At 45.6% G+C, this 24,331-nt stretch carries 22 protein-coding genes; all 22 read left to right on the plus strand.

Annotation, left to right across the window (positions count from 1 at the left end; translation table 11 throughout):
* The first annotated feature begins 24 nt into the window (after positions 1-24).
* Positions 25-1,434 carry a flagellar assembly protein A gene (locus QNO02_RS11120; protein ID WP_289392035.1) on the plus strand — a complete coding sequence of 470 codons (1,410 nt, stop codon included), beginning with the start codon at positions 25-27 and terminating at the stop codon, positions 1,432-1,434.
* A gap of 52 nt (positions 1,435-1,486) precedes the next feature.
* Positions 1,487-1,801, plus strand: a complete 315-nt coding sequence (locus tag QNO02_RS11125; RefSeq protein ID WP_091031869.1) for a hypothetical protein — start codon at positions 1,487-1,489, stop codon at positions 1,799-1,801.
* A gap of 65 nt (positions 1,802-1,866) precedes the next feature.
* On the plus strand, positions 1,867-2,451 hold the full coding sequence (locus QNO02_RS11130) for a hypothetical protein (RefSeq protein WP_133384329.1): 585 nt from the start codon (positions 1,867-1,869) through the stop codon (positions 2,449-2,451).
* A 3-nt stretch (positions 2,452-2,454) separates the two neighbouring features.
* On the plus strand, positions 2,455-3,081 hold the full coding sequence (locus QNO02_RS11135) for an endolytic transglycosylase MltG (RefSeq protein WP_133384330.1): 627 nt from the start codon (positions 2,455-2,457) through the stop codon (positions 3,079-3,081).
* A 295-nt stretch (positions 3,082-3,376) separates the two neighbouring features.
* The gene (gene rpsB, locus QNO02_RS11140; protein WP_017689155.1) at positions 3,377-4,075 is read left to right on the plus strand and encodes a 30S ribosomal protein S2; all 699 of its coding nucleotides are present in this window, start codon (positions 3,377-3,379) and stop codon (positions 4,073-4,075) included.
* Positions 4,076-4,190: 115 nt separating this feature from the next.
* Positions 4,191-4,841: a translation elongation factor Ts gene (tsf, locus tag QNO02_RS11145; protein ID WP_062833819.1), complete on the plus strand. Its 651-nt coding sequence runs from the start codon at positions 4,191-4,193 to the stop codon at positions 4,839-4,841.
* Positions 4,842-5,073: 232 nt separating this feature from the next.
* Positions 5,074-5,802, plus strand: a complete 729-nt coding sequence (pyrH, locus tag QNO02_RS11150) for a UMP kinase (RefSeq protein ID WP_017689153.1) — start codon at positions 5,074-5,076, stop codon at positions 5,800-5,802.
* Positions 5,802-6,356 carry a ribosome recycling factor gene (gene frr, locus QNO02_RS11155; protein WP_017689152.1) on the plus strand — a complete coding sequence of 185 codons (555 nt, stop codon included), beginning with the start codon at positions 5,802-5,804 and terminating at the stop codon, positions 6,354-6,356. Before pyrH ends, frr begins: the two co-directional genes overlap by 1 nt.
* An 89-nt stretch (positions 6,357-6,445) precedes the next feature.
* On the plus strand, positions 6,446-7,213 hold the full coding sequence (uppS, locus tag QNO02_RS11160) for an undecaprenyl pyrophosphate synthase (RefSeq protein WP_017689151.1): 768 nt from the start codon (positions 6,446-6,448) through the stop codon (positions 7,211-7,213).
* 16 nt (positions 7,214-7,229) lie between these two features.
* Positions 7,230-8,024 carry a phosphatidate cytidylyltransferase gene (locus QNO02_RS11165; protein ID WP_091031861.1) on the plus strand — a complete coding sequence of 265 codons (795 nt, stop codon included), beginning with the start codon at positions 7,230-7,232 and terminating at the stop codon, positions 8,022-8,024.
* A 70-nt stretch (positions 8,025-8,094) separates the two neighbouring features.
* The gene (locus QNO02_RS11170; protein ID WP_091031860.1) at positions 8,095-9,234 is read left to right on the plus strand and encodes a 1-deoxy-D-xylulose-5-phosphate reductoisomerase; all 1,140 of its coding nucleotides are present in this window, start codon (positions 8,095-8,097) and stop codon (positions 9,232-9,234) included.
* A gap of 113 nt (positions 9,235-9,347) precedes the next feature.
* Positions 9,348-10,619: an RIP metalloprotease RseP gene (gene rseP, locus QNO02_RS11175; protein WP_091031857.1), complete on the plus strand. Its 1,272-nt coding sequence runs from the start codon at positions 9,348-9,350 to the stop codon at positions 10,617-10,619.
* Between the two features lie 62 nt (positions 10,620-10,681).
* Positions 10,682-12,136, plus strand: coding sequence for a proline--tRNA ligase (gene proS, locus QNO02_RS11180; protein ID WP_062833824.1), 1,455 nt, complete (start codon positions 10,682-10,684; stop codon positions 12,134-12,136).
* A 381-nt stretch (positions 12,137-12,517) separates the two neighbouring features.
* Positions 12,518-16,837 (plus strand): PolC-type DNA polymerase III, encoded by a 4,320-nt coding sequence (locus QNO02_RS11185; protein ID WP_091031852.1) that lies wholly within the window; start codon positions 12,518-12,520, stop codon positions 16,835-16,837.
* Between the two features lie 256 nt (positions 16,838-17,093).
* Entirely contained in the window at positions 17,094-17,555 is a 462-nt protein-coding gene (gene rimP, locus QNO02_RS11190; RefSeq protein ID WP_091017262.1) for a ribosome maturation factor RimP, read from the plus strand.
* A gap of 123 nt (positions 17,556-17,678) precedes the next feature.
* Positions 17,679-18,776, plus strand: a complete 1,098-nt coding sequence (gene nusA / locus QNO02_RS11195) for a transcription termination factor NusA (RefSeq protein WP_062833827.1) — start codon at positions 17,679-17,681, stop codon at positions 18,774-18,776.
* 25 nt (positions 18,777-18,801) lie between these two features.
* Complete coding sequence (rnpM, locus tag QNO02_RS11200; protein WP_017689143.1) at positions 18,802-19,107, plus strand: RNase P modulator RnpM; 306 nt, start codon at positions 18,802-18,804, stop codon at positions 19,105-19,107.
* Complete coding sequence (locus QNO02_RS11205; RefSeq protein WP_017689142.1) at positions 19,100-19,429, plus strand: L7Ae/L30e/S12e/Gadd45 family ribosomal protein; 330 nt, start codon at positions 19,100-19,102, stop codon at positions 19,427-19,429. The genes rnpM and QNO02_RS11205 overlap by 8 nt, the downstream gene beginning before the upstream one ends.
* Complete coding sequence (gene infB / locus QNO02_RS11210; RefSeq protein WP_091031850.1) at positions 19,422-22,007, plus strand: translation initiation factor IF-2; 2,586 nt, start codon at positions 19,422-19,424, stop codon at positions 22,005-22,007. Before QNO02_RS11205 ends, infB begins: the two co-directional genes overlap by 8 nt.
* 25 nt (positions 22,008-22,032) lie before the next feature.
* Entirely contained in the window at positions 22,033-22,392 is a 360-nt protein-coding gene (gene rbfA, locus QNO02_RS11215) for a 30S ribosome-binding factor RbfA (protein ID WP_017689140.1), read from the plus strand.
* A gap of 19 nt (positions 22,393-22,411) precedes the next feature.
* A complete protein-coding gene (locus tag QNO02_RS11220) occupies positions 22,412-23,389 on the plus strand; it encodes a DHH family phosphoesterase (protein ID WP_289392038.1) in 978 nt (325 codons plus the stop codon).
* The gene (gene truB, locus QNO02_RS11225) at positions 23,383-24,306 is read left to right on the plus strand and encodes a tRNA pseudouridine(55) synthase TruB (protein ID WP_076318528.1); all 924 of its coding nucleotides are present in this window, start codon (positions 23,383-23,385) and stop codon (positions 24,304-24,306) included. The genes QNO02_RS11220 and truB overlap by 7 nt, the downstream gene beginning before the upstream one ends.
* Positions 24,307-24,331: the final 25 nt, after the last annotated feature.

Genomic DNA, 24,331 nt, shown 5'->3' on the forward strand with positions numbered 1-24,331 from the left:
AGTCTAAAAGGGGGAAGAATTGCAGTGACACAGCGGACTGCTTTGGAACAATGTTTAAACATTGTTTTATCGGACGACAAATGCACAGCCTACCTTGAATTTTCCAAAGAGGAAGAAGGCTTTGCCTGCACGATCGATGAACTTGAACAATTTGTGGCGGACAAGGGCATCAAACAAGGTGTATCGCGAGAGGCATTATTACTTTTTGTGAGCAATCCTGAAACCTATTTGAAAGATAAATACAAGATTGCAGAAGGTGTCGCTCCCATTCAAGGAACAGATGGCTTCATCAAGGTCCTGGTTGGGATGGACGATACGAATGAACGACGACCATTGGAATCGGAAGATGGAACCGTCGATTACAAAGAAGTGACCCGGTTAAACAATGTTCGTAGTGGTCAGATCATTGCAGAGCGGATCGCTCCTAGCGATGGCATACCAGGCAGGGCAGTAACGGGTGAGGAAATTCCTTATCGTCCGGGAAAAGAAGCTCGGTTTAAAGTTGGAAAAAACGTTGTGATTAACCCGGATGGTTCTGCGATGTATGCTGCACTGGATGGGCTGGTTACCAAAACGGACGGTAACAAACTGAATGTGTTTCCGGTTTATGAAGTCAATGGTGACGTTGATTACAATAACGGTAATATCGACTTTGTAGGCACCGTTGTCATACGAGGCAATGTACTTACCGGATTTAAAGTAAAAGCAGCAGGTGACATTCGTGTCGTCGGAGGTGTCGAAGGAGCTGAACTGGAAGCAGGCGGCTCAATCGAAATTACCGGTGGTATTATTGGTTATAACAAAGGACTGGTACAAGCAGGCCATAATGTCAAGTGTACTTTCATTCAAGAAGGCAACGTGGATGCCGGTGAAGATGTTCTGGTTTCCCAAAGTATTATGCATTCCAATATTCGTGCTGGCTATGGTGTCATCTGTGCGGGCACCAAAGGTCTTATCGTTGGTGGCTCGATCCAGGCTGGTCAGAACGTCTCAGCGCGTGTTGTGGGCAACAGCATGTCCACGGTCACTTCCATTGAAGTTGGTGTGCTGCCAAAGCTGCGTAACGAACTTAATGATTTGCGCAAGGAAGTCAGAGAGCAGATGGATTCCTTGGACAAAACGAAGAAAGCTTTGACATTGCTGGATCAATTAGCTGCCGCTGGACAACTAACTCCAGATAAGATGTCGATGCGAATCAAGCTGAATGCTACGCAGAAATCCGCTCTTCGTATAAGTGAAGAAACGAAAATGCGTATCTTTGAAATTGAGAAGGCACTTGAAGATACAAGTAAAGCTCGTGTTGATATTCTGAAGATGATTTATGGCGGCTCTAAAATAGTTATCGGCAGATACACGAAATTTATTAAAGATCCAGTGAGTCGAATTTCATTTTATTATCACGATGGTGATATTACGATGGTTCCATACGTTTAAGTACAGCATTCAGGCACAGGAAGAAATCCATTCGAAACCGTGAGGTGAGCGTATGAGTTTCAAAGCAGTGGAGTTGCAGATTGCGGTACCACGAACAAGTGAAGCGGGACGTTATCAAAGTGAAGCCCAGCAGCGACCGATTACGGATCAGAATCTTTTGGCAGAGCAAACGTCGAAAGAAGCAAATGAAGCAAGGCAACGAAGTGAAGCAATGGACGAAACTTCACAGACTTCGGTGCGTGATGGTCATAAACATGATGGGGATCAGCAGAGTGGTTCCGATGGACAGGAGACTGCTCAGGCTCAAGAAACTGTTAAACCTGCAGAGCACCCGTACAAAGGAAAACACATAGATCTGTCTTTATAATAAATGGTTGTTATGGACATGGAGTCTTGCGCACCGATGGTTGAATCAGAAGGAGAGAACCCAATTTGTCACCATGGATCATTATTGTCATATTAGGGGCCTGCGCCATCGCCTACGCTTATATAATGCCTCGGAAAAACAAGGCGCAAGAGCCCGGGCATCAACTGGTGCAGGAGATGGAATCTACGCTTGAACACTACATGACCGAGATCGAAAATGATAATGATGCTCTTATTCAACGTGTGGCTGAAATGAAGGGAGAAGCGACAGCAGCCGATCAACGTATGCAATTGCAACTTCAGGAATTACAGCAGCGGTTGGATCAGCTCGAACAGAGCAAAAAGAACGAACCTGTCGCATCACCTGTTCCACACTCCGGGAATGTATCCGTACAATCTTCCGAAGGTTTGCAAGCACAAGCCCTCGTGAAAAGTGTACAAGCTGAGGCGGCCCAGCAGGCTTTAGAAGCAGACGTACAGACCAGTGAAGTCGAATCTTTGCCTGGGCGTGAATCTATTAAAGATCGATATGCAGAACTCTTTAATCTACACGCTGAGGGTAAGTCGATGGATGCCATATCCAAGCAGACAGGTATTCAGCGTGGTGAGGTACAGTTAATACTGCAACTGGCAGAACGGGAGGAAAGCTAAGTCATGGACAAGCGATCCTTATGGATTGGTCTGGGGAGCGGCATGATTATTGGTGCGGTTTTGCTTCAACTGGCCACAGTTGGACAAAATGCTTTGTCGGATAGTAATCTGGACCCCGAGCAGACCGCCAATATGACCAAAGAACAGCTTGAAACAGTCGCAAAAACCTTGGATATGAAGTTGGTCGGTTCTGAAGAGGAACTATACACAGAAGCAGAGTGGGTAGCAAAGAAAAAGCAGGAGAGCAGTGAGTTGCAGGGGAATACAGCAACGCCACCTGAGACAGTAACCTCTACGGAAACACCCGCAGAGCCTGAGAAGCCACAAGAGCCTGCTGTAAGTGAAGGTGAAGGGCGGAAAGAGATAACAGAGCCGAAGACAACAGAACCTGTAACGCCAAGCAATCCAAAAGGCGCAACAGTATCATTCAAAGTACGTTCAGGCAATAGTCTGGCGATCGTAGCAGCAAATCTCAAAACCGCGGGAATCGTAGATGATGCTCAAGCATTCATAAAGGCTGGCAAGGCTGAGCGAATCAATACCAAAATCCAAGTGGGTACTTATGCGCTTGAAAAAGGTGAAAGTTTCAAATCCATTATCGCAAAAATTACGAAAGAACCGTCAAACTGAGCATGCTCGGACAGGGCGGTTTTTGCGTATTAAACGGTGCATTTTCAAAGCTTGATAATAATTAGTGTTGATTTACATATCAGATTTAAAATGATTCGATACTAGCAAAAAGTAAAAAGTAGATTTTAGCTTCAAAGACTGTTGCATCAGACAGTCAGTTGTGATATATTAGATAACGGTGTTAAAACACACGCATGTGCTAATTTTGTTGAGGGTGCTTTCCTTATGGAGAGTCTTGGCGAAAAATGATGCCGGCGGAGGACACAATAAAAACCATATTAGGAGGTGTGTGAAGATGGCAGTAATCTCCATGAAGCAGCTTCTCGAAGCTGGGGTACACTTCGGTCACCAAACTCGTCGTTGGAACCCAAAAATGGATCGTTATATCTTCACTGAAAGAAACGGAATTTACATCATCGATTTGCAAAAAACGGTGAAAAAAGTCGAAGAGGCTTACAACTTCGTTAAAGGAATCGCAGGAGAGAATGGTAAAATTCTTTTCGTGGGTACTAAGAAACAAGCTCAAGATTCCGTTAAAGAAGAAGCTGAACGTGCTGGTCAATTCTACATTAACCAACGCTGGCTCGGCGGTACCCTGACTAACTTCCAAACTATTCAAAAACGTATTGATCGTTTGAAACAGTTGGAAGCTTGGGAAGAAGACGGTACATTCGCTGTATTGCCTAAAAAAGAAGTTATCTTGCTTCGCAAAGAAAAAGATCGTCTGGAGAAATTCTTGGGCGGTATTAAAAATATGAAAGGCCTGCCAAGCGCCCTGTTCATCATCGATCCACGCAAAGAGCGTATCGCTGTTGCGGAAGCTCGCAAATTGGGTATCCCAATTGTAGGTATCGTTGATACTAACTGCGATCCGGATGAGATCGATTATGTTATCCCAGGTAATGACGACGCGATCCGCGCTGTTAAATTGCTGACAGGTAAAATGGCTGATGCTGTAATCGAAGCTAACCAAGGCGAAGAAACTTCCGCTTAATAGATTCGAACATATGTTATAAACTAAATGAAAAGGGTGGTTGGCAGGTGGATAACCTCTCACTGCCCTTTTTTTAGAGTGTACGTACAATACTTAATTTTGGAGGGAATTTATAATGGCAGTTAATGCGAGTGCAGTAAAAGAACTTCGCGAAAGAACGGGCGCTGGTATGCTCGATTGCAAAAAAGCACTGGAAGAAGCAAACGGTGATGTAACAAAAGCAGCTGAATTGTTGCGTGAGAAAGGTCTTTCTGCAGCAGCAAGCAAAGCAGGCCGTGCAGCAACTGAAGGCGTTGTAGAATCTTACATCCACGCTGGTGGACGTATTGGTGTCTTGGTTGAAGTTAACTGTGAAACAGACTTCGTTGGTAAAACGGATCAATTTAAGGATTTTGTTAAAGATGTAGCTATGCAAATCGCTGCAGCTAATCCTAAATTCGTTACACGCGAAGAAGTTCCTACAGAAGAGCTGGAAAAAGAAAAAGAAATTTTGAAAGCTCAAGCTCTTAACGAAGGTAAACCAGAGAAAATCATTGAAAAAATGGTTGAAGGCCGTATCGGTAAATACTACGAAGAGTACTGCCTAATGGAACAAACTTTCGTTAAAGATCCAGACAAAACGATCTCTCAATTGCTGAACGAAAAAATCAGCCAAATTGGTGAAAACATCTCCATCCGTCGTTTCGTTCGTTACGAACTGGGTGAAGGTCTTGAGAAAAAAGTAGACAACTTCGTAGAAGAAGTAATGTCCCAAGTAAACAAATAAGACGGTTTCTATAAACCGGCGAGCAGAATTGATTTTCGAAGATATAAGAATGATGAAACTTCGAAGCGTAAACTCCCTTATATCTCAGGAAAACAGTGCCTTACCGGTTAAACGTTTTTCCTAAAAGAGCGGAACACAACTGTGTTCCTTTCTTTTTAAGCAGGAGGCCATGCGCGAGAAGTTTTGTTGGTTGGACACCAAGCGTGTTCGATTCAAAGTGGAGGGTGAATAATTGGAACAGCCAGTATTTAAACGTGTTGTCTTAAAGGTCAGCGGAGAGTCTCTTTCCGGTCAAAACGGCTACGGTATTGATGCAGATACGATCTCGTCGATTGCCCAACAGGTAAAAGAGGTTGTTGCACTTGGTGTACAGGTTGCTATTGTATGTGGCGGCGGAAACATCTGGCGTGGTATTGCCGGTAGCGAAAACGGCATCGATCGTGCAACTGCCGATTATATGGGTATGCTGGCGACAGTAATGAACTCGCTGGCACTGCAGGATGCTTTGGAACAGATTGAAGTGCCTACGCGTGTACAGACATCTATTGCAATGCAACAGATTGCAGAGCCTTATATTCGTCGTAGAGCTATTCGCCATCTGGAGAAAGGCCGGGTCGTTATTTTTGCAGCAGGTACAGGTAACCCGTTCTTTTCCACGGATACAACAGCAGCACTGCGCGCAGCGGAGATTGAAGCAGAAGTTATCTTGATGGCCAAAAATAAAGTTGATGGTGTATACTCAGCAGATCCGTTTAAGGACAGTACAGCTGTGAAATTTGATCAGTTGACTTACATGGATATTCTTAACAAAGACCTTGGTGTAATGGATTCAACGGCATCCTCGCTTTGTAAGGACAACAACATCCCGTTGATCGTATTTGCCATTACGGAACAAGGTAACATCAAACGTGTTGTTCTGGGCGAACGTATCGGAACAATCGTTAAAGGGAGTGTAGATTAATGCCACAAGCGGTTAAACAACATGCCGAAGAGCGTATGGAAAAAGCAATTCAAGCATTGCGTCGTGACCTGGCTACTTTGCGTGCAGGCCGCGCAACTCCAGCTCTTCTGGATCGAATTCAGGTAGAGTATTATGGGGCAATGACGCCATTGAATCAACTCGCTAATATCAGTACTCCGGATTCCCGTACACTGATGATTCAGCCTTGGGACAAATCCTCCATGGGTGACATCGAGCGTGCCATCATGAAATCGGATCTGGGTCTTACTCCAGCCAATGATGGTAGCATGATCCGTTTGTCTATTCCGGCATTGACGGAAGAACGCAGAGCGGAACTTGTTAAGCTGACGAAGAAGTTCGGTGAAGAAGGTAAAGTAGCGATTCGTAACATTCGCCGTGACGCGAATGATGACATCAAGAAAATGGAAAAGTCAGATATTTCCGAGGATGAATCGCGGAGACATCAGGACGACATCCAAAAATCGACCGACAAGTTTATTGCTGAAGTCGATAAGGTACTCGCTGCCAAAGAAAAAGAAATCATGGAAGTGTAAGACAAGCGCAGCCCCTCCAATACGGTGGGGTTTTGTCTCTTTTTCCAAGCTTCAGATAAAGAAACTTCAGGGATTTTGGAGGAACAGGAATGATCAAACGGGTTCGGTCGTGGTGGAATGGGGCTGACAAGCAGGAAACGCTGACTATATCCGAGGACAATATCCCGCAGCACGTCGCCATCATCATGGACGGCAATGGACGATGGGCCAAACGTTTGGGACTCCCGCGTATAGCCGGGCACCAAAATGGCATGAAGGCGGTCAAACGTGCGACCATCGCGGCGGATGAACTGGGCATCAAATATCTGACGATGTACGCTTTTTCGACAGAAAACTGGACGCGTCCAAAAGAAGAAGTGGATTTTCTGATGCGACTTCCGCAAGAATTTCTAGCCATAGAGCTGGATGAACTTATAGAAAAAAATGTGCGCATTCGCATGATGGGTCAAGAGGAACATTTACCTTCTCATACCATTAATGCCTTGCGGGAAGCCATTCGTCTTACGGAACATAATACAGGTCTCGTTTTGAACTTTGCAATGAACTATGGAAGTCGTCGTGAAATGACGGACTGTGTTAAACAGATCGCTCTGCAGGTGAAATCGGGGGAACTATCGGCAGAGGACATAACACCTGAACTCATTGATAGACATATGCTGACGGTTGACATGCCCGATCCGGATCTGCTGATCCGGACGAGTGGAGAGTTGAGATTAAGCAACTTTATGCTCTGGCAGCTTGCATATAGTGAATTATGGTTTACGGATATATACTGGCCCGAATTTGGCAAAAAGCATTTGCTTGAAGCAGTAGCCGAATATCAGCGCAGAACAAGGCGTTACGGCGGTTTGAAATAGATGGAGGATGAAGCCGTTGAAACAGCGATTAACGACAGGAATCATAGCAGGTGTGTTGTTTTTAGGTTTTTGCATGCTGGGCGGACCCTGGTACCATGGTTTGGTATTGCTTATGGCTCTCATCGGTTATTATGAATTTGTTAAAATGACCGGGGTGATGCCTTTTTCAGGTGTGGCCCTGATTGGATATGCTGGTGTTTTTGCCATTGTGTTTCCTTGGGAAATGCTTTGGGAGGCAAGACCGCTATCCTTATTTCAGGTCATCTGGATAGTAATGCTTGTACTGATGACAGCTTCGGTTGTCACCAAAAATAAGGTTCCCGTGAATACAGTGGCCATGCTTTTCCTTGGCGTGTTGTATATAGGGATCGGTTTCTATTACATTGCAGAATCCAGACATCTGCATCATGGATTGTTCTGGACGTTCCTTTTGCTGGGCTCCATATGGGCCAGTGATGCAGGAGCTTATTTTGTAGGGAAACTAATTGGTAAAAACAAACTGTGGCCTTCCATTAGTCCAAACAAAACCGTGGAGGGTGCACTGGGTGGCATCGTGATTGCAATTGTTACTTCTGTTATTTTTGCATTAGTATCAGATGGTTTACTTTCCTGGCAGAGAGCGATTGTGATCGGAATTGCCTGTGCAGTTGTAGGTCAGATGGGTGACTTGATCCAGTCTGCATACAAACGTGTATATAATATCAAGGATTCAGGCAGTCTTCTCCCAGGGCATGGAGGCATTCTTGATCGGTGCGACAGCTGGATTGTTGTTTTTCCATTCGTACATATACTAATGCTACTGCCCTACTAAAGAAGAACATGAGTCTGAGATACCAGCATTGTTCGCCGTAGGCATTGGATAATTTAAGATGAGGTGCAGCATGAAAAAAATTGCGATTCTTGGGTCAACCGGTTCTATTGGAACCCAGACACTGGATGTAGTTGACATGCATCCAGAACTCTTTCAAGTAGAGGGACTGGCTGCCGGAGGCAATACAGACCTGCTGATCGAACAAACCAAACGTTATCGGCCGAAGAAAGTATCGGTGGGGTCCAAAGAATTGGCGGAGAAGGTAGCTCCACATTTGCCTGCAGGAACGCAACTATTTTATGGCACAGAAGGACTCGTAGAAGTTGCGGCAGGAACTGATGCGCATACGGTTGTAACAGCGGTGGTGGGGAGTGTTGGATTGGAGTCAACGCTTGCTGCCATAGACGCAGGCAAACAGATTGGGCTGGCCAACAAGGAGACATTGGTTACGGCGGGACATATTGTTACTACAAGAGCGGCTGCCAAAGGAGTCTCTTTGCTGCCCATCGATAGTGAGCACTCTGCGATATACCAATGCTTGAATGGTGAAAACAGAGAACGCTTGGCAGGCATTACGCTCACCGCTTCAGGTGGATCATTCCGTGATCTTACCCGTGAACAGTTGAAGAGCGTGACTATAGAGGATGCGCTTAAACATCCGAATTGGTCAATGGGGTCCAAAATTACGATAGACTCGGCAACGATGGTTAACAAGGGTCTCGAGGTCATTGAAGCACATTGGTTATTTGGTCTTCGATATGATCAGATTAATGTATTACTTCACCCAGAGAGTGTTATTCATTCCTATGTGGAATTTGATGACACCAGCATCATCGCACAACTGGGGAATCCGGATATGCGAGTTCCAATTCAATATGCACTGACTTACCCTGACCGCTTGCCATCACCAGCAAAGCGTCTGTCTCTTGCTCAAGCTGGGAAATTACATTTCCGTGAGATGGATATGGTACGGTTCCCGTGTTTAAGAATGGCGTATGAGTGTGGTAAAATGGGAGGAACCGCAACAACGGCGTTTAATGCAGCCAACGAGGTTGCTGTAGCCCGTTTCTTGCGTAAAGAGATTTCATTCCTTAAAATAGAAGATATTATTGCTTCTGTGCTGGAAGCACACCACAATGTGGACGAGCCTGATCTGCAGGAGATCGCGCGTTGTGATCAGGAGAGCCGTAAGCTTGCGGCCAGTCTGTAATCTCTTTTTTCATAACAAATTGGAAGAAGTGATTCTCTTGTGCGGCATCAGAGAATAATGATAATCTAGAGGGACAGACTGCGGTATGTGCCGTGAAGGAGGATGGATAGGGATTGGAAACCATACAAGTGGTATTTCTAACGGTGCTCATGTTCTTTGTCATCGTGACGGTTCATGAATGGGGGCATTATTATTTTGCCAAACGCGCCGGTATTCTTGTACGGGAGTTTGCGATCGGTTTTGGTCCCAAATTGTTCTCATATAAAAGAAACGAGACCCAGTTTACATTGCGTTTGTTGCCTTTTGGTGGATATGCACGGATGGCAGGGGAAGATCCGGAACTGGTAGAGATCCAGGAAGGACAGACCATTGCGGTAAGATCAGCGGATGACCAGGTGAAGATGATCTATCTGGATCAGTTGGATAACCGTAAAAATGTAATACGTGGTGAAGTTATCTCCATTGATATGGAGAACGCCCTGAAGCTTCAACTGGATGTAGATGGTGAGATTCAGGAGTATCGTATTCATCCTCAAGCAATGTTGGTAAGTCGTGGTAAACAAACGCAGATTGCACCGAAAGATCGTCAATTCGGCAGCAAAACCGTTGGACAGCGTGCATTGGCTATTTTTGCAGGCCCACTCATGAACTTTATCTTAGCCTTTGTGCTGTTTGCTGTATATGCGCAGATGGCAGGAGTTCCTGTGGAAAATCCAAAAAATCTTGAAATTGGTGAAGTGCTTGAAGGTGGGGCAGCCGATCAGGCGAACCTGCAAAAAGGTGATATTATTGAGACGATCAATGGTACAGTGATTGGTACAGATTCACAAAAAATGGTGTCGATGATTGCCGATTCCAAAGACAAGCCGATGGAATGGACGCTGCGCCGGGGTTCGGATACGTTTAATATAACGATTACTCCACGTGCTGTAGAAGGACAAGAGGGCGGTAAAGTGGGAATCGTACCTACGTTACCAACCCGATCTGTTGGATTTGTAGAGACATTTAAAGTCTCAGGCGTGGCCATGGTTGATACAACCAAAGTAATATTTGAAGGTTTTAAACATCTGATCAATCAATTCAACATGGATGATATTGGTGGTCCAGTTCGTACATTCGAAGTGACAGGGCAAATTGCTAAACAAGGGATTGAGCAGTTAACGAGATGGGCAGCGATTTTGAGTCTATATCTTGGGATTTTCAACCTGCTACCAATACCTGCACTGGACGGCAGTCGTCTGGTCTTTTTAGGAATTGAAGCGCTGCGCGGCAGACCTGTTGATCCCAATCGCGAAGGCATGGTGCATTTCATCGGATTTGCGATGTTGTTTGTGTTGATGCTGGCAGTAACTTACAATGATATATTACGTTTAATTAACGGATAATTACGGTTGGACTACGCTCTGGACATTCAGAGATAGTCGTTATGGGAGGACGCTGGAGTCTTATGTCAAAGGAAAATGATAAACAGTTCGTGACTGAAATCACACCACAGGGTGAGGACTTCTCACGCTGGTACATTGATGTTATCAAAAAAGCTGATCTCATGGACTATGCACCCGTACGCGGTTGTATTGTGTTTAAACCAGACGGCTTTGAAATCTGGGAACACATTAAGGATGAGTTGGATCGTCGTTTCCGGGAAACGGGTCATCGCAATGCGTACTTCCCGATGTTCATTCCTGAGAGCTTCTTTCAAAAGGAAAAAGAGCACGTGGAAGGTTTTAACCCTGAATTACCATGGGTTACGGAAGCTGGCGGAGAGAAGCTGGAAGAACGTCTGGCAATCCGTCCTACATCCGAAACGATTATTGGTCACATGTATTCCAAGTGGATTCAGTCTTATCGGGATCTTCCGGTACTGATCAACCAGTGGGCTAACGTAGTTCGTTGGGAAAAAAGAACGTTGCCTTTCCTTCGCACAAGTGAGTTCCTGTGGCAGGAAGGTCATACAGCGCATGAGACGGAAGAAGAAGCACGTGAAGAAACGATGAAAATGCTGGAGATTTATCGTGAAGTGGTTGAGGAATACTTGGCTATTCCTGTAATTGTGGGTCAGAAAACCAAATCCGAGAAGTTTGCGGGTGCGGTGGATACGTACTCGATCGAAGCCATGATGAAGGATGGACGTGCTGTACAAGCAGGTACATCTCACTACATGGGGACGAACTTTGCAAAAGCATTTGAAATCCAATATCTTAGCCGAAATAATGTGCTGGAGCTGGCTTACACTACTTCATGGGGAGTAAGCACACGTTTGATCGGTGCATTAATTATGGTTCACGGAGATGATCGTGGTCTCGTACTTCCTCCTAAAGTGGCACCAACACAAGTGGTCATGATCCCAATTGGACCTCCGAAAACGCGTGATGCTGTTGTTGGGCGTGCAGATGAGTTGTTCACTGAGTTGAAAAAAGCTGGAGTCCGTGTGAAAATGGATGATCGCAGCGATGTTCGCCCAGGTTGGAAATTCAATGAATACGAGATGCGCGGTGTTCCGATTCGTCTGGAGATTGGTCCACGTGATATGGAAAATGGTGTTTGTGTACTCGTATCACGCATCACAGGTGAGAAGAAAGTAGTAGAACAAGCAAACCTGGTAGAAGAAATCCAGTCTATGCTGACACAGATCCAGGTTGATATGTTAGAGCGTGCTCGCACATTTATGTCGGATAACTTCTACTCCGTGGATACACTCGATGAGATGAAAGAACTGATGGAAAATAAACGCGGGTTTACACTGGCTGGATGGTGCGGTTCAGAAGCTTGCGAAGATAAAGTAAGAGAAGTCACAGGTGCAACAAGCCGGAACATTCCGTTCCAGCCTGCGGAAGAAAAGCATACGTGCCTGGCTTGTGGTGAACAGGCAGAACACACGGTTGTGTTTGCAAGAGCGTATTAAGTCAGGATGACCTGGCTATATACTTTGAACTAAACATTTACATGAGAACGTAGAGAACAGAAATAACCTGAAGAAGCGGAGCTAAAAGCTTTCTGAAAGAAAGCTACATCGGAAGCATACGCTGCGCCTTTATCCCCGGATTTTCCCCTTTGTAAAAGGAATCAAAAAATCTGGGGATAACAGCGATCGGAAGGTTGTTCTGTTATCGGAGTGGTAAGTGTAAATATCTTTTTGTTCAATTTATATAATGGCACGTACGGACTGTAAGGGTAATGAATGGAGAGCTTCTGTCGGATAAAATGAGTCGGTGCGAGTTCGGATCGGTGACATTTTTGAATGCAGGGGCTTTTCATGCTTTAAGGGGGTACAAGGAGGAACACGATGAGCGGATTCGAGGAGAAGAGAAAACGGTTTGAGTTGTTGATGAAACAGGCAGAGCTTCCGGCTGGTCTGTTAGAGCCCTATTTTTTGGATGGATGGATTGAACAAGTAGAGACCAATCGAAGTAATCGCGAATGGAATATTCTGATTGCGAAGGACACATTGGTACCCGCTCCAATCTATCGCACATTTTGTCTGCATATTCAAGAGAAGATGAATCATATCGCCAAAATTTCATTTGGCTTCAAATATACGGACAAGGTACAAAATGGTGATATCGTCAGTGAATATTGGAATCTGTTTCTGGAGTGGGTTACCCGTGAGATTCCGTCTGTAAATGGCTGGATGAATCGGACAACCTTTGAATGTGAAGAGGATCTCCTACAACTGACAATGAGTGATGCAACGTCGATGGAATTGGCTCGTAAGAAACAGATTGATCAGGCTATTACGAAATTCTATGAAAAATACTTTCATCTACCTCTTCGCATCAAGATGCAAGTGGGCGAAGTAGGAAGCAATAAAGAGGCCATGGAACAGTTCCAGGCCCAAAAACGTGTAGAGGAACTTGAGGTCATCGAAAAGATGATGAGTGAAGTGGACACAGAAATCCCGGTGGATGAGGAGCAGGGTGATCTGCGTTTGCAAATGGGTTATGACATCAAGGAGCCAGCAGTACCCATGCAGGAAATCCAAGATGAAGAGAAAAAGGTCACGCTTCAAGGTTCGGTGTTTGGACTGGATCGTAAAGAATTGCGAAACGGAAATACGTTGTTTACCTTCTACCTGACCGACTTCACGGATTCCATGCAAATGAAGATGTTTGCCAAAACAAAAGAGGATGTTAAAATTCTCAGTTTGCTGGCTAACGGTAAATGGGTAAAAGTGCGTGGTCGTGTAGAATATGACCGGTTTATGCAAATTCCTGAACTCGCCATGATTCCTTCGGATTTGATTGAAGTTAAAGCACCGCCGTCTCGCAAAGATAATGCACCAGAGAAACGGGTGGAGTTCCATTTGCACTCTACAATGAGTACGATGGATGCTGTAACTTCAATTGACAAATACGTGAAAATGGCAGCCGAGTGGGGACATAAGGCGATTGCTGTCACTGATCATGGTGGTGTGCAGGTATATCCCGAGGCTTCCAAGGCTGCTAAGAAAAACGGGATTAAAATGATCTACGGCCTTGAGGCCAATGTTGTGAATGACTCTGTTGCCGTTGTAATGGCTCCTCAGCCATTGGATCTGCAAACAGCGACATACATCGTATTTGATATCGAAACCACAGGTCTGTCGGTAACGCAGAACAAAATTATTGAGATTGCTGCCGTGAAGATGCAAGATGGTAAAGAAATTGACCGGTTTGCAACGTTTGTGAATCCGCATGAACGCATTCCCTACAACATTCAGCAGTTGACCAATATTAATGATGACATGGTAAAAGACGCACCTGAGCTGGAGCCTGTTATTCGTGATTTTGTGCAGTTTGCTGGTGATGGTGTGCTTGTTGCGCATAATGCACGTTTTGACATGGGCTTTATCCAGGCTTCCCTGAAGCAAATTGGATTGCCAGAGCTTCCTAACCCGGTCCTTGATACGTTGGAACTGGCGAGATTGTTATTTCCAAAAAATAAGAACCACCGTCTGAATACGATGGCGGATAAATATAAGGTTGGACTCGAAAGTCATCACCGTGCCATTGATGATACGGTTGCACTCGCGGGTATCCTGATCGGATTATTAAATGATGCTGCTCAGATGAAAGGATTAACGAGGCTTGATCGCTTGAACGATTATGTAGGTGTCGACTTGTCGAATACAAGACCTTTCCATTGTGGAATCTATGCATTAAATGATGTCGGTAAGAAAAATCTATATAAGCTGGTATCTCTCTCTCATACGGAACATTTCAAGCGGGTACCGTGCATTCCCAAATCAAAACTGATTAATTTGCGTGAAGGCCTTGTTGTTATATCAGGCTGTGAAAAAGGTGAATTTTTCGAAGCGGTACTTAACAAATCGCTCGAAGAAGCGGAAGAGATCGCTGAGTTCTATGACATACTGGAGATCCAACCACTTACCATGTATATGCATTTGGTGGATAAAGGGTTGGTAGCTACACCCGAAGAAATCAAAACAGCGATCCGTAAAGTCATTGATATAGGTGCAAAACTTAATAAACCGGTCATAGCCACAGGTAACGTGCACTATTTGGAACCGCGTGACAAGTTATATCGGGATATCACCATTCACGGTATTACAGGATTTAGTCCACTGAAAGATCAGCGTAAACCGGATGCACATTTTAGAACGACAGAGGAAATGCTGGAAGAGTTCCAGTTCCTGGGCCAAGATAAAGCTTACGAAGTCGTTGTTACAAATACGGTGGAGTTGTCTGATCGATTTGAGGAAATTAAGTTATTCCCGGACAAACTGTTTACTCCGATTCTGGAAGGTGCAGACGAAGAAATCCGTAATACCTGTTATAACACTGCCAAGTCCATCTATGGCGAGGAATTACCAGAAGTAATCGTGGCACGACTAGAGAAAGAGCTCATTCCAATTATTAAATACGGTTTTTCTGCCAACTATCTGATCTCGGAACGCTTGGTTAAAAAATCGAATCAGGATGGTTATCTCGTAGGTTCACGGGGATCGGTAGGCTCCTCTGTTGTTGCTACATTCCTGGGTATATCCGAGGTTAATCCACTACCTGCTCATTATATTTGTGTGAATTCAGAATGCAAACACAGCGAGTGGTTCCTGGACGGCAGTGTTCGGAGTGGATTTGACCTTCCAGAGAAAGAGTGTCCGGATTGTGGTGGCACACTTAAAGGAGAAGGCCAAGATATTCCGTTTGAGACCTTCCTTGGATTTAAAGGAGATAAAGTTCCCGATATTGACTTGAACTTCTCTGGTGATTATCAGCCTCATGCTCATAACTATACGAAAGTACTCTTTAGTGAGAAGAGTGTTTTCCGTGCGGGGACCATTGGTACGGTGGCTGAGAAAACAGCATTTGGTTTTGCCAAGAAGTATGAGGAAGAACATCACAAGAAATGGCGCGGAGCTGAATTGAATCGTTTGGCCTCTGGCTGTACTGGGGTGAAACGGAGTACTGGACAGCATCCCGGCGGTATTGTCGTTGTACCTGATTATATTGAGGTCGAAGACGTTACACCTGTTCAGTTCCCAGCTGACGACGTTAATGCGGAGTGGAAAACGACACACTTTGATTATCATGCTTTTGAAGAAAACTTGCTGAAACTTGATATTCTGGGGCACGATGATCCAACTATGATGCGGATGTTACAGGATTTGACAGGTGTCGATCCCACGACCATTCCGATGAATGATCCCAAAGTCATGAGCATGTTTAACTCAACCGACGCACTGGGTGTTACACCGGAACAGATTAGGTCGCCAGTCGCGACGTTTGGCGTGCCAGAGATGGGAACGAAGTTTGTACGTCAGATGCTTGTTGAATCCCAGCCGACGTCTTTTGCCGATTTACTGCAGATTTCCGGATTGTCCCACGGTACAGGGGTATGGCTTGGAAACGCTCAGGATCTGATTAAGAACGGAACGTGTAACATTAAGACGGTAATTGGTTGTCGGGATGATATAATGTTATTCCTGATCTATAAAACGGGAATGGACGCAAGTCTTGCCTTTAAGATTACCGAGAGTGTTCGTAAGGGACGGGGGCTGCCACAGGAATGGATTGACGAGATGAAGAATTGTAAAGTGCCTCAATGGTACATTGATTCATGTCTCAAAATCCAGTACATGTTCCCGAAGGCTCACGCGGCCGCTTATGTTATTTCGGCAGTACGTACGGCGTTCTTCAAGCTGTATCATCCGATTGAATATTACGCAACTTACTTTACCGTTCGGGCGGATGAGATTGATATCGAACTCATGTGTCAGGGATATGACGCGATCTATCGCAAAATTACGGAAATTGAGCAATTAGGTTTCCAGGCACCTCCCAAAGAGAAAAACATGTTACCTGTCCTGGAAATGGGTCTGGAAATGGCAGCACGCGGATTCTCGCTGAAGTCCATTGACTTATACCGTTCGGAAGCGACAAAGTTCATCGTTGACGGAAAATCACTAATCCCTCCATTTTCGGCGTTGGCAGGAATCGGGGATAATGCTGCTCGCAATATTGCTGCAGCAAGAGATCATGGTGAGTTTCTATCGGTTGAGGACTTCCAGCAGAAGTCGAAAGCAAGTAAGACCATTGTTGAACTCCTGTCGAATATGGGATGTTTCCGTGGCTTGCCAGAGAGCAATCAGCTTTCCCTTTTCTAGGATTGAATTTGGATTTAAACATAGCGATTGTTGGGGGGACGTGATTTTTCCTTCATTAGTAAGTAAACTGCCTGAACCATCGCTTACTTGTCACTATTACCAGACTATGTTATAATTTTTGAAGTGAACGAGATAGTACGAATTTCTAAAGAGTGGGGAAACCCACTCTTTAGTCTTTGGTATACAAGAATCTTGGGTATTGAATAATCTGCCAGTGCTTTTTTGCTGGTGTAACCTAAGTTGGAGGTTATTGGTTTTGAGCACAACGAACATTAAATCTACCGTGGAAGAAATGATCCAACCCTACTTGAACGAACAAGGCTTCGAGCTGGTTGACATCGAATACGTCAAAGAAGGCAGCAACTGGTTTTTACGGGTGTATGTCGACAAAGAGGGTGGCATCGACATCGACGATTGCGTCTTGATCAGCGAAAAGCTGAGCGCCAAGCTGGATGAGAACGATCCGATTCCAACCATCTATTTCCTTGAAGTGTCTTCTCCCGGTGCGGAGCGTCCACTGAAAAAACCTGAGGACGTTACCAAATCTGTAGGCAAAAATGTTTTTGTTACAACCTACGAGCCGGTGAACGGATTGAAGGAATTTGAAGGCAAGCTGCTTTCCTTTGATGACGGGGAACTCGTGATCGAAGCAGGCAAAAAACAGCATGCCATTTCTTATGATAAGGTTGCCAGTGCGCGCCTAGCTATTTTGTTTTAAGTGCCTTGTTCACTTTATTAATGAAAAAGACACATCTCACGATAACGGCAAGGTGCTCATGAGTTCAGAGCCTTTCGCCGTTTTACGTATGAGATGCCATGTTTGAAAGGGGGATCAACATTCATGAGTATGGATTTTATTGAAGCAATGAATGAATTGGAACGGGAAAAAGGGATCAGCAAGGATGTGCTGTTTGAAGCGATCGAGGCTGCACTAATTTCCAGCTACAAGCGGAATTTCAACACGGCCCAGAATGTGCGTGTTGACATGAACCGTAATACGGGAGTTATTCGGGTGTATGCCCGTAAATTGATCGTGGAAGAAGTCCTGGATTCACGTACCGAAATTTCATTGCCTGCTGCACGAGAAATCAACCCACACTTCCAGCTGGAAGATATTGCGGAGATTGAAGTTACGCCGCGTGATTTCGGACGTATCGCGGCACAAACTGCCAAACAGGTAGTGACCCAGCGGATTCGTGAAGCCGAACGCGGCCTGATCTACAACGCTTTCGTAGATAAGGAAGAAGATATCGTTACGGGAGTGGTGCAGCGTCAGGATTTGCGCAATATCTACATCGATCTGGGCAAAATCGAAGCGGCTTTACCGCTGACCGAATTGATGCCGAACGAGAAGTTTGTTCATGGTGACCGTATTAAGGCGTATATCACCAAGGTCGAGAATACGACCAAAGGGCCGCAAATCATTTTGTCCCGTACCCATCCGGGCCTCTTGAAACGTCTCTTTGAACTGGAAGTGCCTGAGATCTTTGACGGTGTAGTTGAGATTCGCTCCGTCGCTCGCGAAGCAGGGTTCCGCTCCAAGATTGCCGTTCATTCCCGCAACGAGGAAGTTGATCCAGTTGGATCTTGTGTAGGTCCTAAGGGAATGCGCGTGCAGACCATTGTGGGTGAGCTGCGCGGTGAAAAAATCGACATCGTTCGTTTCTCCGATCAAGTTGACGAATATGTTGCTAATGCACTGAGTCCTTCCAAAGTATTGGAAGTTCATGTATTTGAGGAAGAAAAGATGGCTCGGGTTATCGTTCCGGACTATCAACTGTCGCTCGCAATTGGTATCAAAGGCCAAAATGCCAGATTGGCAGCCAAATTAACCGGCTGGAAAATCGACATTAAGAGCGAGAGCCAGGCGGAACAGGAATTCGGCAGAGAAAAAGATTCTTCTTCTGAAATGCATCAGGATTCCGTCTCCGTCGACTAAAGTAAAGTACGGGGGGCGCTGACGTATGAAACCAAAAAAAGTGCCGCTGCGCAAATGTGTGGCATGCCAAGAAATGATGCCCAAAAAGCAGCTGATTCGCATTGTTAAAACGCCAGAGGATGAAGTGCTGATCGATTTGACTGGCAAAAAATCCGGACGTGGTGCCTATTTATGCGGCAAAGAGTCCTGTTTTAAGCTTGCACTCAAAAACCGGGCTTTGGATCGGGCGTTAAAAGGCAAAGTCTCACCTGAAATTTACGAGCAATTAGCAGCTGACTTCATCGCGGTTGAGGATGAATTCAAAGCAGCACAGGAGCGTGAACATGACTAATATTAAAACGCTGTCTTATCTGGGACTCTCTATGCGTGCAGGCAAACTTGTAACAGGTGAAGAAATTGTACTTAAAGCGATCCGTTCTTCCGAAGCTAAAATGGTTATTGTTGCGGGTGACGCCTCAGCCAATACACAAAAGAAATTTCGCGATAAATGTGGAACTTATAAGGTTCCTCTGTTGATCGGATTTGACCGGGATAGTCTGGGTTCAAGTATCGGTAAAGACACGCGTGTTGTTCTTGCAGTAACGGATCGAGGGTTTGCAAAAATGATCTCCAAGCAAGTCGGTATAATGTCGGAGGTGGAGTATATTGAGTAAACAGGAAAACAAGGATAAATTGCGAGTTTATGAATATGCGAAGTCCCTTAATATGAGTAGTAAAGAAATTATAACCATTCTTAAAAAGCTGGAAATTCCCGTAAACAATCATATGAGTGTCATGGAGAATGGTTCAGTCGGTAAGGTGGAACAATTTTTTAAAGATATAAAATCCACTGCTGCTTCGAAACAAGGCAACGATGCAAAACCAGTTGCTACTTCGGCAGTGCGCAGTGACAAACCAGTGGACAGCAACAAGCCGGCCGGCGGAGTGAACACGCCGAAGAGCAGTAATCCATCCGGTAGTCCCGTACAAACAAAAATACAACAGGAAAAGCAGGTAGGTATGAACAATAGACCAAATTCCAACAATAACAATGGCACCCAAAGACCCAGCGGCCAAGACAGCCGCAACAGAACGAACTCTTCCCAAGGCTCAAGCCAAGGAGGACAATCAACTAACCGTCCAAGACCAGCTCAAGGTGGACAAAGCAGTACTGCATCCCGTCCGCAAGGATCGGGTCAACGTCCAAATAACAGCGGTGGCGGTCAAGTAAGAACTTCAGGACCTAACAGCGGTGGCAATACAGGTACTGCTGGCAACCGTAGCGGTGGCCAAGGTCAGAGCCAAGGACAAGGCCAACGCAGAAGCGGCCCAGGTGGTACTACTGGCAGCAACAACAATAGTGGTAACCGTTCGAACAGCGGTGGCGGTGGACGTCGTTATGATGACAATCGTGGTGGCAACTTCCGTGGTAACCGTGGTGGAAAGAACAACCGCAACAGAAATCAACAACAGTACCAACAACGTGAGAAAATTGATAACACACCTAAGAAAATCATCGTTCGTGGTGATATGACCGTAGGTGAAACAGCGAAGTTGCTGCATAAGGATGCTTCCGAAGTTATCAAAAAGCTCATCGCTATGGGCGTTATGGCAACAATCAACCAAGAGCTTGATATCGAAACGATCCTTCTGCTTTCAGGTGAATTCGGTGTTGAGGTTGAAGTGAAGATTGTGCTTGAAGATGACCGTTTCGAAACACTGGAAGAGAATGATGATGCTGCTGACTTGCAAGCTCGTCCTCCGGTAGTAACAATCATGGGTCACGTTGACCATGGTAAAACAACTTTGCTGGATGCCATTCGTTCCACGAATGTAACAGGCGGCGAAGCAGGCGGAATCACGCAACATATTGGTGCATACCAAGTCGAAATCAACAACAAAAAAATTACGTTCCTGGATACTCCGGGTCATGAAGCGTTTACAGCAATGCGTGCACGTGGAGCACAGGTTACGGATATTACAATTATTGTCGTAGCTGCCGATGACGGTGTTATGCCACAAACAGTTGAGGCAATTAACCATGCCAAAGCTGCGGGGCTTCCAATTATCGTGGCTGTCAATAAAATTGACAAACCGGGCGCTGATCCGGATAAAGTAAAACAAGAATTGACTAACTATGAACTCGTTCCGGAAGAATGGGGCGGAGATACCATCTTTGTTAACGTATCAGCGAAACAAAGAATGGGTCTGGAAGGTCTGCTTGAAATGATTCTGCTCGTTGCAGAAGTGAACGAATACAAAGCGAACCCGGACAAACGTGCCCGTGGTACAGTGATTGAAGCCGAGCTGGATAAAGGACGTGGCCCAGTTGCACGTATCCTCGTACAGCACGGTACATTGAAAGTCGGCGATGCTTTCGTAGCAGGTAACTGCTTCGGTCGTGTCCGTGCGATGGTCAATGACAAAGGTCGTCGTCTGAAAGAGGCTGGACCTTCAACACCTGTAGAAATCACAGGTTTGACTGAAGTTCCAGGTGCGGGAGATCCATTCATGGTGTTTGAAGATGAGCGCAAAGCGCGTTCCATCGCTGACAAACGTGCGATTACGCAACGTGAATCCGATCTGGGTACACATACTCGCGTAACGTTGGATGATCTGTTCCAGCACATCAAAGATGGTGAGATCAAAGATCTGAACGTAATCATCAAAGGTGACGTACAAGGTTCGGTTGAAGCATTGAAAGGTTCCCTTGCGAAGATCGAAGTTGAAGGTGTACGCGTGAAAATCATTCATAGCGGCGCTGGTGCAATCACTGAGTCCGACATCATTTTGGCGGCAGCATCCAATGCCATCGTGATTGGTTTCAACGTTCGTCCTGATAACCAGGCGAAAGCAACTGCAGATCAAGAGCAAGTAGACATTCGTCTACATCGCGTAATCTACAGTGTTATCGAAGAAATTGAACAAGCGATGAAAGGTATGCTTGATCCGATCTACAAAGAAAAAGTTATCGGTCATGCTGAAGTTCGGAGCACGTTCTCCATCAGTAAAGTGGGTACCATCGCTGGTTGTATGGTTACCTCGGGTAAAATTACGCGTTCTGCGGAAGCACGCCTGATTCGTGATGGCATTGTCCTTTACGAAGGTAAGCTGGATTCCCTGAAACGTTATAAAGATGATGCCAAAGAAGTAGCACAAGGTTACGAGTGCGGTATCACACTGGATAAATATAATGATCTCAAAGAAGGCGACGTTATCGAAGCTTTCATTATGGAGACAGTACAACGATAAGCAAGGAAGCATGAGGTGAACAACGATGGCTAAGATTCGTACAGGTAGAGTGGGCGAGCAGATCAAGAAAGAAATCAGTCTACTCATCCAGTCTGAACTGAAAGATCCACGTATCGGCTTTATTACGGTAACGGGAGTCGAAGTGACAGGAGACTTGTCGCAAGCCAAAGTTTATCTGAGTGTCTTCGGTGAACAGGAACAAAAAGATAACACGCTCAAAGCTCTGGCAAAAGCAAATGGATTTTTGCGTTCCGAGCTGGGTAAACGTATCCGGTTCCGGCATGTTCCCGAATTGATATTTAAGATTGATGAATCCATCGCTTATGGCAGCCGAATTGAGAAGCTGCTTGGCGATATTGGTTCCGACAAGAACGAATCCCAGTAACAGAATAGAGGAGACGGCAATGCACACTTATGAACAGGCGCTCCAGGCGGGAAAGCAATTTCTGCTGGAGCATGATGATTACCTGGTCGTGTCGCATGTACAGCCGGACGGTGACGCAGTCAGCTCGACGGTAACGGTGGGCTGGCTGCTGTCATGTCTGGGTAAGACATTCACGATGATTAATGAAGGTGAAATCCCCGGGCGCATGCAATTTTTGTGGGAAGCAGGCAACATTGTGAACATGACCGAAGAACCACCGCAGCGAAAATACAAAGCTGTTATCTGTGTGGATTGTGCAGACTTTGCCAGAGTAGGTTTGACACGTCATTATTTCGAAGACGATGCTGTTATTTTGAATATTGATCATCACCCTACAAATGACGGTTATGGTACAGTCAACATCATTAAATCAGATGCTGCTGCAACGGCTGAAATTTTGTTCGATTTTCTTAACCTGTTCCAAGTAACATGGGATAAAGATGTTGCGACGGCAGTTTATACAGGATTGCTTACGGATACAGGTGGGTTCCGCTATGCCAACACCAGTCCAAATGTAATGACAACGGCTTCCAGACTGCTTGAACATGGCGTGGATGGACCCTATCTCGCCCAGACATTGTTGGAGCAGGTGACTCTTCCGCAAGTTCGGATTTTGAATCAGGCACTATCAAGCCTGCAGATGACAGATGATGGAAAGATAGCCTGGGTTGTTATTACACCAGATGATATGGTGGCTTGTGGAGCAGCTAATGAAGATCTTGAAGGGGTAGTGAACTATCCGCGCAACATTCAGGGCGTGGAAGTTGGTATCTTTTTCAAAGTCATCAACGAGAATGCAGTCAAGGTTTCTTTGCGTTCAGCTGGGAAGATTGATGTTGCTGCACTAGCACAGACCTTTGGCGGAGGCGGGCATGTGCTCGCAGCCGGATGTCGTCTGGAAGGAAAACTTGATGATATTGTCGCAAAAGTACTGAAGCAGGTGAATTCACAATGGTAAAGCCATTTGAAGGTGTACTTCCGGTATATAAACCGGCGGGATTTACTTCTCATGATGTTGTAGCCAAAATGCGTCGCATTCTAAAAATGAAGCGCATTGGGCATACGGGGACACTTGACCCACAAGTTACAGGCGTTCTGCCGCTCTGTCTTGGACGGGCGACACGTGTGGTGGAGTACATGCAGGAGCTTCCGAAGGAATATCTTGCTACGCTCAGATTGGGACTCTCTACTGACACAGAGGATATGACAGGGGAAGTCATTGAGCGGGCTGAAACGACTGTGGAAGTAACACAGGAACAGGTTCAACAGGTGCTTGAACAGTTTCTGGGCACGATCTCTCAGGTACCACCCATGTATTCTGCGGTAAAGGTAGACGGTAAACGTCTTTATGAACTTGCTCGTGAAGGTAAGACGGTAGAGCGTAAGAGCCGTGAGGTCACAATCTATGAGCTCGAACTTACAGGGATTGAGACTCAGGGTGAGACCACCGATATATCCTTCCGGGCCTTGTGTTCAAAAGGTACCTATATTCGTACATTGTGTGTAGACATTGGCCGGCAACTCGGATATCCATCGACCATGGTTCAACTGGAGCGTACGATATCGGCAGGTATCTCTGCAGATCGTTGTCTTCGTATTGAAGAAGTGGAACAACTTATGGCTGACGGGACTTTGGCGGAGGCGCTGATTCCTGTTGACGAGGCTATTGCTTCAATTCCGGCCCACAAGGTTGGAGAAGAACAGGCCAAAGGAGCACTTCAAGGTCAGAAACTGTCTGCACGTCTTCTGGAACCGCCTGTAGAGCAACCTGGTTTATTGCGGTTGTATGCTCAGGATGGTACGTTTCTGGGGATATTTGAACGGGATGAACTAAAACCAACGGTGAGGGCAGTTAAAGTCTTTTTGCCGGAATAAAGAGGTCTCGGGCTTGGAGTTGTGG

It is taken from the genome of Paenibacillus sp. PK1-4R, assembly GCF_030369595.1.
Classification (GTDB): domain Bacteria; phylum Bacillota; class Bacilli; order Paenibacillales; family Paenibacillaceae; genus Paenibacillus.

Excerpts from the sequence above, each read along its gene's own strand:
- QNO02_RS11125 (WP_091031869.1), top strand. The coding sequence starts at position 1,487 with ATGAGTTTCAAAGCAGTGGAGTTGCAGATTGCGGTACCACGAACAAGT.
- QNO02_RS11135 (WP_133384330.1), top strand. The coding sequence starts at position 2,455 with ATGGACAAGCGATCCTTATGGATTGGTCTGGGGAGCGGCATGATTATT.
- rpsB (WP_017689155.1), top strand. The coding sequence starts at position 3,377 with ATGGCAGTAATCTCCATGAAGCAGCTTCTCGAAGCTGGGGTACACTTC.
- tsf (WP_062833819.1), top strand. The coding sequence starts at position 4,191 with ATGGCAGTTAATGCGAGTGCAGTAAAAGAACTTCGCGAAAGAACGGGC.
- frr (WP_017689152.1), top strand. The coding sequence starts at position 5,802 with ATGCCACAAGCGGTTAAACAACATGCCGAAGAGCGTATGGAAAAAGCA.
- uppS (WP_017689151.1), top strand. The coding sequence starts at position 6,446 with ATGATCAAACGGGTTCGGTCGTGGTGGAATGGGGCTGACAAGCAGGAA.
- QNO02_RS11170 (WP_091031860.1), top strand. The coding sequence starts at position 8,095 with ATGAAAAAAATTGCGATTCTTGGGTCAACCGGTTCTATTGGAACCCAG.
- proS (WP_062833824.1), top strand. The coding sequence starts at position 10,682 with ATGTCAAAGGAAAATGATAAACAGTTCGTGACTGAAATCACACCACAG.
- QNO02_RS11185 (WP_091031852.1), top strand. The coding sequence starts at position 12,518 with ATGAGCGGATTCGAGGAGAAGAGAAAACGGTTTGAGTTGTTGATGAAA.
- nusA (WP_062833827.1), top strand. The coding sequence starts at position 17,679 with ATGAGTATGGATTTTATTGAAGCAATGAATGAATTGGAACGGGAAAAA.
- rnpM (WP_017689143.1), top strand. The coding sequence starts at position 18,802 with ATGAAACCAAAAAAAGTGCCGCTGCGCAAATGTGTGGCATGCCAAGAA.
- QNO02_RS11205 (WP_017689142.1), top strand. The coding sequence starts at position 19,100 with ATGACTAATATTAAAACGCTGTCTTATCTGGGACTCTCTATGCGTGCA.
- rbfA (WP_017689140.1), top strand. The coding sequence starts at position 22,033 with ATGGCTAAGATTCGTACAGGTAGAGTGGGCGAGCAGATCAAGAAAGAA.
- QNO02_RS11220 (WP_289392038.1), top strand. The coding sequence starts at position 22,412 with ATGCACACTTATGAACAGGCGCTCCAGGCGGGAAAGCAATTTCTGCTG.
- truB (WP_076318528.1), top strand. The coding sequence starts at position 23,383 with ATGGTAAAGCCATTTGAAGGTGTACTTCCGGTATATAAACCGGCGGGA.